Origin of the sequence: Proteus faecis (genome assembly GCF_003144395.1) — a bacterium.
Lineage (GTDB): Bacteria > Pseudomonadota > Gammaproteobacteria > Enterobacterales > Enterobacteriaceae > Proteus > Proteus faecis.
Genome location: NZ_PENZ01000049.1, coordinates 30,201 through 45,977, shown reverse-complemented (window position 1 = coordinate 45,977; position 15,777 = coordinate 30,201). Strand labels below are relative to the sequence as shown.

At 36.1% G+C, this 15,777-nt stretch carries 13 protein-coding genes; 10 read left to right on the top strand and 3 right to left on the bottom strand.

Annotated features, from left to right (window positions below; genetic code table 11):
* The first annotated feature begins 34 nt into the window (after positions 1 to 34).
* From DK858_RS16910 to DK858_RS16900, 3 genes are all read left to right on the top strand, one after another.
* Positions 35 to 817, top strand: coding sequence for an energy transducer TonB (locus DK858_RS16910; RefSeq protein WP_228407359.1), 783 nt, complete (start codon positions 35 to 37; stop codon positions 815 to 817).
* A 26-nt stretch (positions 818 to 843) separates the two neighbouring features.
* Entirely contained in the window at positions 844 to 3,012 is a 2,169-nt protein-coding gene (locus tag DK858_RS16905; protein WP_109398400.1) for a S9 family peptidase, read from the top strand.
* 170 nt (positions 3,013 to 3,182) lie between these two features.
* Complete coding sequence (locus tag DK858_RS16900) at positions 3,183 to 5,426, top strand: TonB-dependent receptor (RefSeq protein WP_109398399.1); 2,244 nt, start codon at positions 3,183 to 3,185, stop codon at positions 5,424 to 5,426.
* A gap of 115 nt (positions 5,427 to 5,541) precedes the next feature.
* Here DK858_RS16900 and xseA read toward each other — a convergent pair whose 3' ends face one another.
* Entirely contained in the window at positions 5,542 to 6,924 is a 1,383-nt protein-coding gene (gene xseA / locus DK858_RS16895) for an exodeoxyribonuclease VII large subunit (protein WP_109398398.1), read from the bottom strand.
* A gap of 169 nt (positions 6,925 to 7,093) precedes the next feature.
* Here xseA and guaB point away from each other — a divergent pair, with 169 nt between their 5' ends.
* The 5 genes from guaB to DK858_RS18390 all read left to right on the top strand — a co-directional run bounded on the left by guaB (position 7,094) and on the right by DK858_RS18390 (position 12,308).
* Positions 7,094 to 8,560, top strand: a complete 1,467-nt coding sequence (guaB, locus tag DK858_RS16890; RefSeq protein WP_109398397.1) for an IMP dehydrogenase — start codon at positions 7,094 to 7,096, stop codon at positions 8,558 to 8,560.
* A 101-nt stretch (positions 8,561 to 8,661) separates the two neighbouring features.
* Positions 8,662 to 10,239, top strand: coding sequence for a glutamine-hydrolyzing GMP synthase (guaA, locus tag DK858_RS16885; RefSeq protein ID WP_023581924.1), 1,578 nt, complete (start codon positions 8,662 to 8,664; stop codon positions 10,237 to 10,239).
* A gap of 254 nt (positions 10,240 to 10,493) precedes the next feature.
* Positions 10,494 to 11,273 carry a nucleotidyltransferase domain-containing protein gene (locus tag DK858_RS16880; RefSeq protein WP_109398396.1) on the top strand — a complete coding sequence of 260 codons (780 nt, stop codon included), beginning with the start codon at positions 10,494 to 10,496 and terminating at the stop codon, positions 11,271 to 11,273.
* Positions 11,257 to 11,655 carry a DNA polymerase beta superfamily protein gene (locus DK858_RS18395; protein WP_228407357.1) on the top strand — a complete coding sequence of 133 codons (399 nt, stop codon included), beginning with the start codon at positions 11,257 to 11,259 and terminating at the stop codon, positions 11,653 to 11,655. Before DK858_RS16880 ends, DK858_RS18395 begins: the two co-directional genes overlap by 17 nt.
* A gap of 221 nt (positions 11,656 to 11,876) precedes the next feature.
* Entirely contained in the window at positions 11,877 to 12,308 is a 432-nt protein-coding gene (locus DK858_RS18390) for a hypothetical protein (RefSeq protein ID WP_228407356.1), read from the top strand.
* Between the two features lie 126 nt (positions 12,309 to 12,434).
* Here the strand turns inward: DK858_RS18390 and sra are convergent, their stop codons facing one another.
* Together sra and cutA are read right to left on the bottom strand one after the other, a co-directional pair.
* Positions 12,435 to 12,668, bottom strand: coding sequence for a stationary-phase-induced ribosome-associated protein (gene sra / locus DK858_RS16870; RefSeq protein ID WP_109398395.1), 234 nt, complete (start codon positions 12,666 to 12,668; stop codon positions 12,435 to 12,437).
* A 388-nt stretch (positions 12,669 to 13,056) separates the two neighbouring features.
* On the bottom strand, positions 13,057 to 13,365 hold the full coding sequence (cutA, locus tag DK858_RS16865; RefSeq protein WP_109398394.1) for a divalent-cation tolerance protein CutA: 309 nt from the start codon (positions 13,363 to 13,365) through the stop codon (positions 13,057 to 13,059).
* Positions 13,366 to 13,733: 368 nt separating this feature from the next.
* Here cutA and DK858_RS16860 point away from each other — a divergent pair, with 368 nt between their 5' ends.
* Entirely contained in the window at positions 13,734 to 14,717 is a 984-nt protein-coding gene (locus DK858_RS16860; RefSeq protein ID WP_109398393.1) for a sugar-binding transcriptional regulator, read from the top strand.
* Positions 14,718 to 14,958: 241 nt separating this feature from the next.
* On the top strand, positions 14,959 to 15,714 hold the full coding sequence (gene modA, locus DK858_RS16855) for a molybdate ABC transporter substrate-binding protein (RefSeq protein WP_109398392.1): 756 nt from the start codon (positions 14,959 to 14,961) through the stop codon (positions 15,712 to 15,714).
* The last annotated feature ends 63 nt before the right edge of the window (positions 15,715 to 15,777 follow it).

Here is a 15,777-nt window from a genome sequence, read left to right as displayed (position 1 = left end):
CACGAATATGATTATTTCATCTTGTATGGATCAAATGCCAAAATTTCAGCTTTATAGTTTTAAGGCATTGATTTTAGCTATCGGTGTACATGCTGTTTTTGTCATAGCTTATTTTTATTTCAATAAAGAGAAGGCGGTATTTATACAAGAGCCCGAATTAGCTGTAATGATGAGCTTAAGTGAAAACGTACAAGCGATCAGCGATGAAACACAGGTTATAGGCGTTGATCAACAACTGGCAGTGGCAAGCCAAAAAAAGGTAGAGCAAGATATTGCTGAAAAACAACCCGATCTGGTTGTGAATGAAAATGCTGATATTTTGTTCGAAAAGCCAAAAAAAAGAGTCAATATTGAGCAGACAGCTAAAACGATACCTGTTACTTCGCCTGTAAAACCAGCACCTACTGTTAGTGAAGATGTGTCTAGCCAATCAGCACCTTCAAGTAGTCGCTCTGCGGCGAAACAGCAATCTAATGATGTTAGTGCAAATTATGACAGCGATTCAGATAGTTCAGAAAGCGCGTTAGCATTATGGCAATCTAAAACAAAAGGGCACCTTAATCGCTATAAAGACTATCCTGAAGAAGCAAAAAACAAAGGTAGAACAGGTATCTCTAAAGTGCGCTTTATTGTTGATGAACAAGGTTATGTTATATCGAGTGAATTAATTCTCAGTAGTGGCGTGCGTTCTTTAGACAGAGAAGCACAAAGAGTACTCAAACGTGCTGAACCCTTGCCTATACCGCCTCTTGAGTTATTGTCGAAAGGTAAAATAATGGTTGAAATGCCAATTGAGTTTTCTACACTAATGTTCTAACGACAGGTTAAAAGGAAATAAACATTATGTTAATCGCAACAAAAAAACGGATGACGTTAAAATTAACGAGTGCGATCATGGCATTGTTAATTTCAGCAACACCTGCATTGGCTCAAAATCAGAAGGACTCCCTAGTGATGCCACCAAAAGCGAATAAAATACCTCACGTGATGACAGCGCATGGAGATACGCGTACCGACAATTATTATTGGTTACGAGATGATTCACGTAAAGATCCCAAAGTGCTCGATTATCTGAATGCAGAAAATGCTTATACTGAATCAGTGATGAAAGAAGGTAACGCCCTTGAGGAAACACTCTTCAATGAGATGGTAAGCCGTATGGCTCAAAACGATGAATCAGTGCCTTATATTTATAACGGATATACGTATCGTACTATTTATCAAGAAGGTAAAGATTTCCCTATTTATCAGCGTAAACCAGTAAATAGTGAAGGTGAATGGGAGGTTCTCGTTGATGGAAACGAACGTGCTAAAGGGCACGAATTCTATCAATTAGGTGATCTGACAATTAGCCCAGATAACAAACGTATTGCTATTGCTGAAGATAAAGAAGGGCGTAGAAACTATAATGTTGCCTATAAAGATTTATCGGATAATGCATGGAAAGAGAATGTGTTAACCAATATCTCAGCAAACTTAGTATGGGCAAATGATAGCAAAACACTATTTTATGTTGATAAAGATCCGCAAACGCTACTGCCTTATCAAATCTATCGCCATCAATATGGCACTGATCGTAAACAAGATGTCAAAATCTTCGAAGAAAACGATGATCGCTTTTATACATGGATGGGTAAAAGTAAATCTGAAGATTACATTCTGGTCTCTATTGAAAGTTCAACAACCTCAGAATCACGTTTAATTGACGCAAATGCGCCAGAAAAACCGATGGTTGTTTTCTCTGCACGTCAAGAAGGGCGTGAATATGATATCGATCATTTCAATGGCGAATTCTATATTCGTTCGAATCATGAGAGTGAACTATTTGGCCTTTATAAAACCGCGTCAATCGATAAGCCTTGGGAAACCGTTATTGCACCACAAAAAGATGTCGATTTAGAAGGTTTTGATCTCTTTAATCGCTGGTTGGTTGTTGAAGAAAGAAAACAAGGTCTCGTGTCATTACGCCAGATTGATTGGAAAACAGGTCAATCAACTTATGTTACGTTTGACGATCCTGTTTATATGGCATGGCTAGGATTTAACCCGCAAGCAGATAGCGAAGAGCTTCGCTTTGGTTATACTTCTATGACAACGCCGTCTTCAACTTATCAATGGAATATGCAAACGCATCAAAAGCAGTTACTTAAACAACAAGAAGTAAAAGGCTTTGAACGCGATCTGTATGAAAGTGAGCGTATTTGGGTAAAAGCACAAGATGGTGTTGAAGTTCCTGTATCATTGGTTTATCGCAAAGATTTATTTAAGAAAGGTGAAAACCCTATCTTAATTTATGGCTATGGCTCTTACGGTAGTAGCATTGATCCTTCATTTAGCTCACCTCGTTTAAGTTTGTTAGACAGAGGCTTTGTTTATGCGATTGTGCATGTGCGTGGTGGTGGTGAATTAGGTAAGCGTTGGTATAACCAAGGTAAAATGGAACATAAAGTTAATACTTTTACTGACTTTATTGATGCCACTAAATACCTAATTGCCAAAGGTTATGGAGCACCTAAACATGTTTATGCAATGGGAGGCAGTGCAGGCGGATTATTAATGGGCGCCGTTGTGAATATGGCACCAGAATTATACCGTGGTGTGGTATCTCAAGTTCCATTCGTGGACGTTGTGACAACAATGCTCGATGCTTCAATTCCTTTAACAACAGGGGAATATGAAGAGTGGGGGGATCCTGCGGATAAAGAAGTTTATTTCCGCTTAAAATCGTATAGCCCATACGATAATGTGGTTGCTAAGGACTATCCTCATTTATTAGTCACAACAGGGTTGCATGACTCACAAGTACAATATTGGGAGCCTGCAAAATGGGTTGCTAAATTACGTGAATTAAAAACAGATAATAACCTACTATTGCTTGATGCTAATATGAGTGCAGGGCATGGTGGCAAATCAGGACGTTTTAATCGCTTACGTGATACAGCGAAAGAATATGCCTTTATTCTGATGTTAGAACAGCCTGAAGTCTATTTTAAAACTCAAAATATAAAATAGAATAATTGGTATAATAAATTAGTTTAATAATTTAGCCTGTCTCTCTTTAAGAGGGACAGTGCTATTATTTAAAACGAATATAACAATAATAATATTTTCTAGTTTAATCACTTTATATTTATATAAAGCAACGTGAGCCTATTTAAATAAAAATAAAGAATAGGTTTATTATGAAAGTTACAAGGAAAATACTTAGCACTCTTATTTTATTTTCGGGTGTTAATCATTTTGTCATCGCATCTGAAACAGATAAAGCAGTTCAATTTAGTAGCTTAAAAGTTTCATCAGCACAAAAAGAAACACCAGAACAAAAAGCATTAGGAAAACCGGGGGCTTATAGCGCTATTGGTGAAATTAATAATCTTGAATCTGTAGAACAAGCATTACGTTCAACGCCAGGAACGTATACTCAAATGGATGTAAGTCAACCGGGCGTTAGTGTCAATATTCGCGGGCTTAGTGGTTTTGGGCGTGTGAATATGATGGTGGATGGTGTCACACAAACAACATATAGCACATCACCTAGTCAAATTAGCCATGGCGGCCAACCATATAACCAATTTAATAGCATGCTTGACCCAAACTTTATTGTTCAAGTGGATATTTCGCGAGGCCAACAAGATGGTGAAAATAGCATCAATGCCTTGGCAGGTAGCGCTAACTTTAAAACTATTGGTGTAGAAGATGTTTTATTTAAAGGTAATTCATGGGGAGTAAGAAGTAAAGCTGCTGGTGGTACGAATGGTCTAGGTTATAACGGTATGGTTGCTTTTGCTGGGCAACGTTCCCTATTTAATGATGATGGTTCAGTTGGCGCAATGCTTGCTTTAAGTGGACATAAAATAGAATCGTCTTATAAGAATGGTGCAGGATTTAATAGTGAAGAATTTGCCACTAATAAACACTTTAATCAAAAACCACATTCAGAATTGGCGAAAATTAATATTAAACCTAATGACTCTCATGAATTAGAATTAAGTGGTCGATTTTATAATAATAATTTTAATAGGCGTAAAATTGATGCCAAAGATTATTATGCAAAATATCGCTATACGCCATTAAATGACCTTTTTGATAGTGAAATTCGCTTAAGTCACAGCCAAGCATCTCAAAAATTTGAAGGTGATTCTTTAATGAGCTTGCGTAATGCAAATGCGGAAAATATCTCTGATTCATTAGTGGCTAAAAATACTAGTCGTTTTAATTATGGTGAATTAGATATGGCATTTACATTAGGTTCAAAGTTAATGTTTACAGAATATAAACGTAGCGTTATTGCCCCATCGACAGATGCTTGGCAAGCAAACAATATGGTTGAAAATAACGCGTTTGCACCTAAAGGGAAAAATAATTTAACCAGCTTCTTTTCACAAATGAAATTTGAATATGACATTTATACGTTAGATCTCAATTTAAATTATGTGGATTACAATATAAAAGGACATAAACCGGCGTGTGCTAGCCGTGATGCGTGCTTCCCTGAAGGTGCAATGGATCTTAATCGCCATGATAGAAATTGGGAGCCGGGAATGCTAATTGCAGCTGAAATTATTCCTGAATTTCAGCCTTTTGCAAGTTATGCTTACACTATGAGGGCGCCAACTTCACAAGAGATCTTCTTTGCCAATGAAGGTGGTGCGTCAATGAACCCATATTTAAAGAGTGAAAAGGCTGATACATTCCAACTTGGATTTAATAGTTATCGTCCTGATTTAATTATTGAAGGGGATAGCTTACGATTTAAAGGATTGTGGTATCACACCAAGATCAAAAATTATATTTCTAGTGAATCTTTTATCGTGTGTAAAGGAGGGATCCGTTGTAGAGCGGATGATTCACTAACATTGGATGACTACGTCAATATGGAAAATGATGGTAATATTCATCTTCATACTAACAGTATCGATCCTGTGACTTTGCGTGGTTATGAGTTACAAGCTAATTATGATGCAGGGATATTTTACGCTAACCTTTCCTATAGTGATCAACGCACTTCACAACCCACATCAATTGCGAGCTTAGATTTTGGACAAACTCCGGCTTCAGAACTTCCTAAATATTATGCCACTATTGATACTGGTGTTCGCTTCTTTGATGACCGGTCATTAGAATTAGGCACAGTGATCCAAATAACAGGTAAATCACGTAAATCTGCACCGGAAGGAATAGACTACGATTTAGGTATAGTACCTATGGTAGAGCAAGAAAAAATCCCAACGATAATTGACGTTTACAGTAATTATCAAATTAATAAAAATGTCTCATTGAAATTTGCTGTGCATAATTTAATGAATAAAAATTATTCTAATGCACTTGATAGAAGTAATTCATCACCAATTATGCAAGATCCGGGGGCTAACACACAGACCGCTCGCGGTAGAAGTTATTTGTTTGCAGGAGAAGTGCGTTTTTAGTATTCAATGATAATTATCTAAAAATACCATCTGAATAGATAAATAATAAAAGACGGCATCAAATATGATTTTGATGCCGTCTTTCTTTTGTATGAAATTAAATCAGCAATGAAGGTTAATTATCACTTTTAGTGGTTGTTTTACGTTTTGTTCTTATTTTTTGTGTTTTAACTACTTCACTAGTGATCCAGCCATCTTCAACACGGGTTTTTAGTGGATCACCCACTTTTACTTGTTTAGTATTTTTCAGCACCTCTCCAGACACTGTTTCACTAATACTGTAACCGCGAGAAAGTGTTGCGAGAGGGCTCACACTTTCTAATCGAGAACAGCTAATTGCAAACTGTTCACGTTGACGAGATAACTGTTGTGAAATACTTTCTCGCATACGGTAAATCAACAGTTGTTGTTGACGAAGTAATGCCTGAATTTGGGAGCTAGGTTCTTGGTAGTTAAGGCGTTTTTGTAGTTGTATTTGTTGATGTTGCTTGGTTTGAAATAGTCGTTGAAAACTAGAAACTAAACGTTGTTGTGTGGAAGCTAATACATTTTGCTGACGAGCAAGGCGTAAATGAGGATGCTGTTGCTGCAAACGATGATGGAGCTGTGTTATTGCACGAAGTTTTTTCGCTAAATAGTAATCCATTGCCATTTCGAGGCGTTGTTGCTGCGATTGTAATTGGCGCAATAGCTCAAGTTTGTTACGACTAATGAGTTCTGCCGCAGCAGAGGGGGTTGGTGCTCTAAGGTCGGCAATAAAATCAGCAATGGTCACATCGGTTTCATGACCAACTGCACTCACAATTGGAATTTCACTGGCAAAAATAGCACGAGCAACACGTTCATCATTAAACGCCCAGAGATCTTCTAATGAACCACCACCACGGCCAACAATTAAAACATCACACTCTTTACGGCGATTAGCAAGTTCGATGGCATGAACAATCTGCATAGGCGCTTCAATACCTTGAACAGCAGTAGGGTAGATAAGCACAGGTAATGAAGGATCACGACGGCGAAGAATATTTAAAATATCGTGTAATGCTGCACCCGTTGAAGATGTGATGACCCCGATTTGTTTTGCTGGTGATGGCAGCGGTTTTTTGTAAATGGCATCAAATAATCCTTCTGCACTGAGTTTTTGTTTTAATAGTTCAAATTGTTGTTGTAGAAGTCCGTCACCAGCTGGTTGCATACTTTCAACAATCAATTGGTAATCGCCTCGTGGTTCATACAAGGTAATTGTTGCGCGAACTAAGACTTGCTGACCATGCTGAGGGCGAAAAGTTACTTTAGTATTTTGCCCACGAAACATCGCTGCTCTAATTTGGGCATTAGTATCCTTTAACGTAAAATACCAGTGACCAGAAGAGGGCTGAGTAAAATTGGAAATTTCAGCACTGATCCAAATGCGACCCATTTCCATTTCTAATAACTGGCGAACGGTCTTATTTAGACGGCTAACAGTAAAAATATTATTGTTTATCGGTAGTGTCATGTGAGCCAGATCAAATTTTAAAACAAAGACTTAATTGATTGATACTACCTAAGTTAGTGGTAGGGTCAATAAAATTTTTGAAAAAAAGCTAGAAGCAACCGATTTCGGTGTGTATAATGCCGCGGCAATATTTTCTATTTCCTAAAAGCCGCCTTGGTGAGATATTGCTATGTTACGAATTAAAAAAGAAGCACTTACATTTGATGATGTTTTGTTAGTTCCTGCACACTCCACTGTTCTTCCTAATACTGCCGACTTATCTACTCAACTGACTGAAACAATCCGCCTAAATGTTCCTATGCTTTCTGCTGCAATGGACACTGTGACTGAAGCCCCTTTAGCTATTGCATTAGCTCAAGAAGGTGGAATTGGTTTTATCCACAAAAACATGTCTATCGAACGCCAAGCTGAAGAAGTTCGTCGCGTGAAAAAACATGAAAGTGGTGTTGTCACTGATCCTATCACCGTAACACCGGAAACTTCTTTACGTGAAGTTCAAGCAATGACTGAACGCAATGGCTTTGCGGGTTATCCTGTTGTGACTAATGATAACGAATTAGTTGGTATTATTACTGGCCGTGATGTTCGTTTTGTTACTGATTTAGACCAACCCGTTACTGCGGTAATGACACCTAAAGAACGTTTAGTGACAGTACAAGAAGGTGAAGCACGCGATATCGTTATGCAAAAAATGCATGAAAAACGTGTAGAAAAAGCGTTAGTGGTTGATAATCACTTCCACCTGAAAGGTATGATCACAGTAAAAGATTTCAAAAAAGCAGAACGTAAACCTAATGCTTGTAAAGACGAACACGGTCGTTTACGTGTAGGTGCAGCTGTTGGTGCGGGTGCAGGTAATGAAGAGCGCGTGGCAGCATTAGTCGCAGCTGGCGTAGATGTTTTACTGATTGACTCTTCTCACGGTCATTCTGAAGGTGTATTACAACGTATTCGTGATACTCGTGCTTTATATCCTAACTTACCTATTATTGGTGGTAATGTTGCAACCGCAGAAGGTGCTTTAGCATTAGCTGATGCTGGTGTAAGCGCAGTTAAAGTAGGTATTGGCCCAGGATCAATTTGTACAACACGTATCGTAACAGGCGTTGGTGTACCGCAAATTACCGCTATTGCAGATGCAGTAGAAGCACTGAAAGATCGCAATATTCCTGTTATTGCAGATGGTGGTATTCGTTTCTCTGGTGATATTGCAAAAGCATTAGCAGCAGGCGCGGCTTGTGTTATGGTTGGTTCAATGTTTGCAGGTACTGAAGAATCTCCGGGCGAAATCGAACTGTTCCAAGGCCGTTCTTATAAATCCTATCGTGGCATGGGTTCATTAGGTGCAATGTCTAAAGGTTCATCAGATCGTTACTTCCAAACTGATAATGCAGCAGACAAATTAGTACCAGAAGGTATCGAAGGCCGTGTTGCTTATAAAGGTTTATTGAAAACTATCGTTCACCAACAAATGGGTGGTTTACGTTCATGCATGGGCTTAACAGGCTGCGCAACAATTAAAGAGTTGAATACCAAAGCTGAATTTGTCCGTATCAGTGGTGCTGGTATTCAAGAAAGCCATGTTCATGATGTGACTATCACGAAAGAATCACCTAACTATCGTTTAGGCATGTAATTTATCCCGAGAAAGGCTTGTTTTAGTTATTACCTTGTTTTAATTATAAATTAGCAAGCCTTTCAACTTTATGACTTTATCTGTTTTGGAATTCACCACAAATGACAGCAAATATCCATAATCATCGCATTCTTATCCTTGATTTCGGTTCACAATATACGCAGCTTATTGCTCGTCGTATCCGTGAAATCGGCGTTTATTGTGAACTCTGGGCATGGGATGTTACAGAAGAACAAATTCGTGAATTTAATCCTAATGGTATTATTCTGTCTGGTGGCCCTGAAAGTACTACAGAAGACAATAGTCCTCGAGCACCCGAGTATGTCTTTAATGCAGGCGTTCCTGTATTAGGAATTTGTTATGGTATGCAAACGATGTCGATGCAATTAGGTGGCGACGTCGAAGTTTCTGGTGAGCGTGAATTTGGTTATTCACAAGTTGAAATTCGTGAAACTTGTGCACTGTTCAATGATATTCAAGATTCAGTTAGCGAAGATGGCAAACCATTATTAGATGTGTGGATGAGCCACGGTGACAAAGTTACTGCTATTCCATCAGACTTTGTGACAGTAGCTAGCACCGAAACTTGCCCATTTGCTATTATGGCCAATGAAGAAAAACGCTTTTATGGTGTTCAATTCCATCCAGAAGTTACACATACTCATCAAGGCTTAGCGATTTTAAAACGTTTCGTTTTAGATATTTGTGGCTGTGATGCTCTGTGGACTTCTGCCGCAATTATTGAAGATACCGTTGCTCGTTTAAAAGAGCAAATTGGTGATGATCACGTTATTTTAGCGTTATCAGGTGGTGTTGATTCTTCAGTGACTGCATTACTGTTAAACCGTGCAATTGGTAAGCGTTTAACATGTGTGTTTGTTGATAACGGTTTATTGCGTCTGAATGAAGCAGAACAAGTTATGGAAATGTTTAAAGGTAAATTTGACCTAAATATTATCCATGTTGAAGCAGAAAATCGTTTCTTAACTGCGTTAAAAGGCGAAAACGATCCTGAGAAAAAACGCAAAATCATTGGTCATACATTCATTGAAATCTTTGATGAAGAAGCCGTTAAACAGCCACAAGTTAAATGGTTAGCACAAGGTACTATCTATCCTGATGTGATTGAATCAGCCGCATCAGCAACGGGTAAAGCTCATGTGATTAAATCGCATCACAACGTGGGTGGTTTACCAGAAGATATGAAGTTGGGCTTAGTTGAGCCATTAAAAGAGCTGTTTAAAGACGAAGTACGTAAGATTGGTCTAGAGTTAGGTTTACCATACGATATGCTTTATCGTCACCCATTCCCAGGACCTGGTTTAGGGGTTCGTGTATTAGGTGAGATCAAGAAAGAGTACTGTGATTTATTACGTCGTGCTGATGCTATTTTTATTGAAGAATTGCATAAAGCTGACCTATATAACAAAGTAAGCCAAGCATTTACTGTGTTCTTACCTGTACGTTCAGTAGGCGTTATGGGCGATGGTCGTAAATATGACTGGGTTGTTTCATTACGTGCCGTTGAAACTGTGGACTTTATGACAGCGCATTGGGCTCACTTACCTTATGACTTCTTAGGCCGTGTTTCTAACCGCATTATTAATGAAGTTAGTGGCATCTCCCGCGTCGTTTATGATATTAGCGGTAAACCACCAGCAACTATTGAGTGGGAATAAAATAACGTTTATCAGCAATAGTTGATAAAGGTTAAAAAACCAAGAGCCATCAGTATGTTACTGGTGGCTTTTTTGTCTATTTCTATTTATTAGCGATAGGCTTATTTTTATAAATAATAAACTCAATAAATTTTTGAATTGATATTTATTCGCTTAACGGTAATTTAGAATAAGTTGTTCTATCGTAATGAATAGACCTTTATTATTCTTACTAAGAGATCTTACAAATTAAGAAAATAGGAGATAAGGAGATCATGCATAATGAGATATTAAAAAAACTCCCACAAATAGAGCAAGAGCATCAAGTTAAATTACTTTATGTTGCAGAAAGTGGTAGTCGAGCCTGGGGATTTGCTTCAACAGATAGTGATTATGATGTACGAGGTATTTTTATACGTCCTCGCAATGCTTATCTTTCTATAGATAAGCCAAAAGAAACCTTCGAATGGATAGAAAATAGTTGGTTTGATGTAGGCGCTTGGGATATTACCAAAGCACTACATCTATTGCGAAAATCGAACTGTATATTATTAGAATGGCTTCAATCGCCAATAGTTTATCAACAATATCCTAATGTTCAAAAAGAGTTGTTTGAACTGGCAACACTCTATTACCAGCCAAAAGTCATTGTGCATCATTATAGAGGGATAGCTAAAGTTGTGAGTGGCTATTTTCCGGAAGATAAAACAAAAAATGAAGCCGATGAAAAACCTATAAAATTAAAAAAATGGTTCTATCTATTACGCTCTCTGCTGTCGGCTTATTGGACAGTAAAAACAGGTGATATCCCACCCATGGAGCTAAATAAATTGATAAAAATCTTATCTGTTGAAGAACAAAATGTTATCCACGAATTAGTAGAATTTAAATCAGATAAAGATGAGCATTTTACTTGGGTTCCAACAGTGGCGATGCAACATCTGGTGATTTTTTTATGGCAAGAGACAAATGTCCAATTAGCTAAAAGAACAGTACCAGATAATGAAATTTTAAATAATTGGTTTAGGGAAAAATTAGATGAAACTGACTATTGAAGATATAAAACCTTACCTTTTATTTGAAAGTATTGCTGGAAGTCGTTCACATAATCTTGCAACGGAAACATCGGATACAGATATTAAAGGTGTATTTTATCTCCCTAAAGATCTTTTTTATGGATTGGAATACACACTCCAAGTAAGTAATGAAACTAATGATATAGTCTATTACGAACTTGGAAGATTTATAGAACTATTGTGTGCATCTAACCCTAATATTTTAGAGCTGTTGAATTCACCTGAACATATGGTTATTTATCGACACCCTTTAATGTCATTGATAAAACCAGAATGGTTTTTGTCTAAAACTTGCGTTCAAACATTTGTGCACTATGCTCAAGGACAAATTAAGAAAGCTCAAGGACTAAACAAAAAATAGTAAATCCGGTTGAAAAAAAATTAAAAACGATCCTCGATTTTTGTTATGTAATTGAAAATGGGAAAACAATATTAATCAATACGTGGCTAGAAAATCGACATTGGAAACAAGAGCATATTGGGTTAACAAAACTTCCCCATGCTCAAGATATTTATGCAATTTATTATGATGATAAAGCGCCTTATCAAGGAATAATAAAAAAAGAGAATGCTAATGATGTATTGCTAAGTAGTATTTCTAAAACAGCAAAACTAGAAGGTTATCTTAGTTTTAATAAAGAAGGTTATAGCGCATATCGCAAACAATATCATGAATATTGGCAATGGGTTGAGCAACGTAATGATGCTCGTTATCAACAAAACATCGGGCATGGAAGAAGTTACGATAGTAAGAATATGATGCATACTTTTAGATTACTTTATATCGCACTAGGGATAGCACAAGAAGGGAAAGTGAAGGTTTGGTGTGATAATAGAGATGAATTATTAGCAATTAAAGCAGGACAGTTTAGTTATGATGAATTATTAGAGCGTAGTGAAATTCTTATTAAGGCTATTAAGAGTGCATTTCAGCTAAGCTTATTGCCTGATGAAATTGAACCTTCAAGTGCGGAACTTGCTCTTATAAATATGAGAAAAGAGCTTTATAAATAGTAGGAAAATAAACTAACTAGAAATTAATATCCCTTACGTAATGTAAGGGATATGCTATTTTTAATATTTTAAATATACGAACAAAATATGAAAATATTTATTAAATAGCGTTAACGTATAAAAATATTAATTAGTTGCAAGGTACTCTGGGTAAGCATCTGTTAACTTCATATATATACGTTTGTGCTCTGCATTTTTTCTGAAATCTTGTTTTAAACAGATTTTAGCTGTATTTTTTAACTCTGCTGGTACATTTTCAGCGTTTGTAGCGGCAATAATGGAAAAACGCACTTTCCTTTTAGACCGACTTAAATTATAAGGTAAACCTAAAATACGTCTTGCGACTCTGTTTGTTTTCACAACTCACTCCTTTTTGCATGTAATTTAGAGAAAGCCTATTCATTATAACAGAAAATAAAAAGGATAAGATGCTGGTAATCTTATTAGTTTAGCATTAAAGGCTATTTAGTCTCTATATTTTAAAATATAACAAGACTAATAAAATAAATATTTTTCTATTTAAAATTTAATTAACTATCTAAATTGTATTTAGTTAAAATTAAACTATTTACACTTATTAGGTGTATTTTAAATATTTGTCATATTAAAAATAATAAATTTACTTTAATATTAACAATAAGTTATTTGTCTCATAATTGAGATAAAATAAGCTGTTTCAAATTACAATTAATTATCATTTTTTTGAAAAAATATTAGAAACGAGATATCGCTAAAAATTTACGTTATTTTAATTTAAAGAGGTATGGATCCAATTAAGATAACCTTTAAAACCATTTTCAATCGGTATTATAATCACTTCAGGAGTCTCATAGGGATGTATTTCGACAAGAGCATCAATTAAGTTTTGCTGTTTGCTTTTTTCGGACTTTATCATCATAAGTACTTCATTATCTTCAATAATTTTATTGTCCCAATGATAAATAGATTTAACTTGAGGTATTAAGTTTACACAAGCAGCAAGTTTTTCATTGATGAGGTAATGAGCAATTTCATTAGCGATTGTTTCATTTGGTGCTGTTGAGTATGCAATTATCATTGTTTTTCCTTTTAAAATTAACTTGATTTTTCATAGTAGCAATAAGGCTTGGTGATTTTAATTTTATCAAAATAAAACTTTTTAAAACTTAAATCTAATATTTTTATTTTTAGCGAAATAAAACAGTATTTTCAAAAAAAACTTTCTCGATACGAGCTGTTTACGGCATTATTAAGGGCATTTTACGTATTATAAGGTTCTTGTAGTAAAGAAAAATATCAGGGTGCCGATATTATTAGCAGATTAATGAAATCTATCTATTTGTGTTATAGGCTTAATTTGGCCAAAGGCATTTTATCTTCAATAATATCTCTAATATAAAATAAACTAATTAGTCATAAGATTTATAAAAATTTGTGGGGTTTAAAATGGATAATAATTCGCTAAAAAACGCGAGTTTATTTGATAATGATCCCGTTCTCTATGCAGCGTGGCTTTACTATCAGGACGGACTCAGCCAAAGTGAAGTTGCAAATATTATGGGTGTTTCTCGTGTTACTGTCGTGAAATATTTGCATTTAGCTAGAGAAAAAGGATTCGTAAATATTAACTTGGATTCATCAGTATTTTCTACGATTGATTATGCCATCAGAATAAAAGCAAAATTCGATCTTAATAATGTGCTTATTTTACCTGATGAAGAAAAGAATAAGTCGCAACATACTTTAAATATGAACAGAGAAAGATTAGCAAAAGCAGGAGCAATGTATCTTTCTCAGATAATTAATGATGATGATATTTTAGGTGTTGCTTGGGGACGAACAATTTATAAATTGGGTAATTATCTTTCACCCAAGTCATTAAAAAATATCACAGTACTACAAATGATAGGTGCCGTAGCACCACAGCCAGATTTTAAAACAACAGAAGCAGCCGCGTTAATTGCAAACAAGTTGTCAGGGTGCAGTATTAATTTGCATGTACCTGCGGTAGTTTCTAGTGCGCGTCTAGCAATGGAACTTCAAGCTGAGCCTATTATTAGGCGCAGTTTTTCAGCGCTAAATCAGTGTAATAAAGCCCTTTTTGTTGTGGGTAATACATTTGATGATAATCCTTTGGTAACAACGGGGGTTTTAACGAGCAGTGAGATGGCTCAATATCGTGATTTAGGTGCTGTTGGTGTAATTTGTGGCCGTTTTTATGATGCGCAAGGTAATCCTTTAGTTTCTGATATTGATCTTAGAATAATGGGAATAAGCCTTGCTCAGTTAAGACAAATAACACAGCGACTTTTTATTGCTGGTGGTGTGGAAAATATTCAAGCAACAATAGGGGCGATAAAAGGAGGTTATGCCACTGATATTGTGATTGATGAAGTGACAGCGCTGGCATTATTAGAGCTAGATAACTAATAATAAAATCCTCGTGAATGCGAGGATTTGTGGGCAAGTGTGACTATTTAAGATCTGCTTATCCCTGATAATAAGCATTTATTTTGAGCAGCCTTTTTCTTTATGTGTAAGCTTTAAGAAAAAGATAAAAATGATAAGTTGTTAACATTTTTATCTTTTTTAATATGACTCCCTTGCCTTAAACACTTATATCATTCATTATATAAAAAATTATATAGCGATGATTGGGATCACCACTTTTATGAAACGCCAATTGCTTGCTAGTCTAGGATTAGCATTAGGATTAATTTGCCATAATACATTTGCAGCCGAGCTTCATCTTTATGCAGGGGCTGGATTAAAGCAACCCGTAGAGCAGGTTGTGGATGTGTTTGAAAAAGAGACAGGAAATAAAGTCACTATTGAATATGGTGGCTCAGGCCAAATATTAACACGCTTTAATTTAACTAAGCAGGGAGATTTATTCTTTCCTGGGTCACAAGATTATGTTGAAAAGTTAGATAAAGAAGGCCAAGTTGTTAATCAGTATTCTATTGTTCGCCATATTCCAGTTATTGCTGTGCGTAAAGATAAAGTGGGTAATATTAAAACGCTAGAAGATCTTGCGAATAGTTCATTAAAACTAGGAATGGGGGATGCTAAAGCTATCGCATTAGGAAAAAGTGGCGAACAACTTATTGATGCATCAGGCCAAGGCGATAAATTACGTGATAAAGTTGTTGTACGTACAGCAACTATTAAACAATTGCTTATGTATTTATTAAATGGGGAAGTGGATGCTGCCATTGTTGGATATGCAGATGCAATGAAAAATCAAGATAAACTTGTTTTACTTCCAGTTCCCGAAGGTAGCCCAGAAGAAGTGGCAACACTTGCTGTTTTAAAAACATCAGTCAATCCAGAAGAAGCACAATTACTTGCTGATTATTTTACTCGAGCTGAAGGGATAAAGGCTTTTACTGATTATGGTTTTCTTCCTGTAATTTCGAAACCATAAATTTTTTCTCACATAAATTGTGTTTTTTTGCCACCAACTCACTGGTGGCTTTTTTCATTATTA

Bases quoted from the DNA above. Each gene is read 5' to 3' on its own strand.
- DK858_RS16860 (WP_109398393.1), top strand. From the start codon at position 13,734: ATGGATAATAATTCGCTAAAAAACGCGAGTTTATTTGATAATGATCCC.
- DK858_RS16910 (WP_228407359.1), top strand. From the start codon at position 35: ATGCCAAAATTTCAGCTTTATAGTTTTAAGGCATTGATTTTAGCTATC.
- xseA (WP_109398398.1), bottom strand. From the start codon at position 6,924: ATGACACTACCGATAAACAATAATATTTTTACTGTTAGCCGTCTAAAT.
- DK858_RS18395 (WP_228407357.1), top strand. From the start codon at position 11,257: ATGAAACTGACTATTGAAGATATAAAACCTTACCTTTTATTTGAAAGT.
- DK858_RS16880 (WP_109398396.1), top strand. From the start codon at position 10,494: ATGCATAATGAGATATTAAAAAAACTCCCACAAATAGAGCAAGAGCAT.
- cutA (WP_109398394.1), bottom strand. From the start codon at position 13,365: ATGATAATTGCATACTCAACAGCACCAAATGAAACAATCGCTAATGAA.
- modA (WP_109398392.1), top strand. From the start codon at position 14,959: ATGAAACGCCAATTGCTTGCTAGTCTAGGATTAGCATTAGGATTAATT.
- guaB (WP_109398397.1), top strand. From the start codon at position 7,094: ATGTTACGAATTAAAAAAGAAGCACTTACATTTGATGATGTTTTGTTA.
- guaA (WP_023581924.1), top strand. From the start codon at position 8,662: ATGACAGCAAATATCCATAATCATCGCATTCTTATCCTTGATTTCGGT.
- DK858_RS16900 (WP_109398399.1), top strand. From the start codon at position 3,183: ATGAAAGTTACAAGGAAAATACTTAGCACTCTTATTTTATTTTCGGGT.
- DK858_RS16905 (WP_109398400.1), top strand. From the start codon at position 844: ATGTTAATCGCAACAAAAAAACGGATGACGTTAAAATTAACGAGTGCG.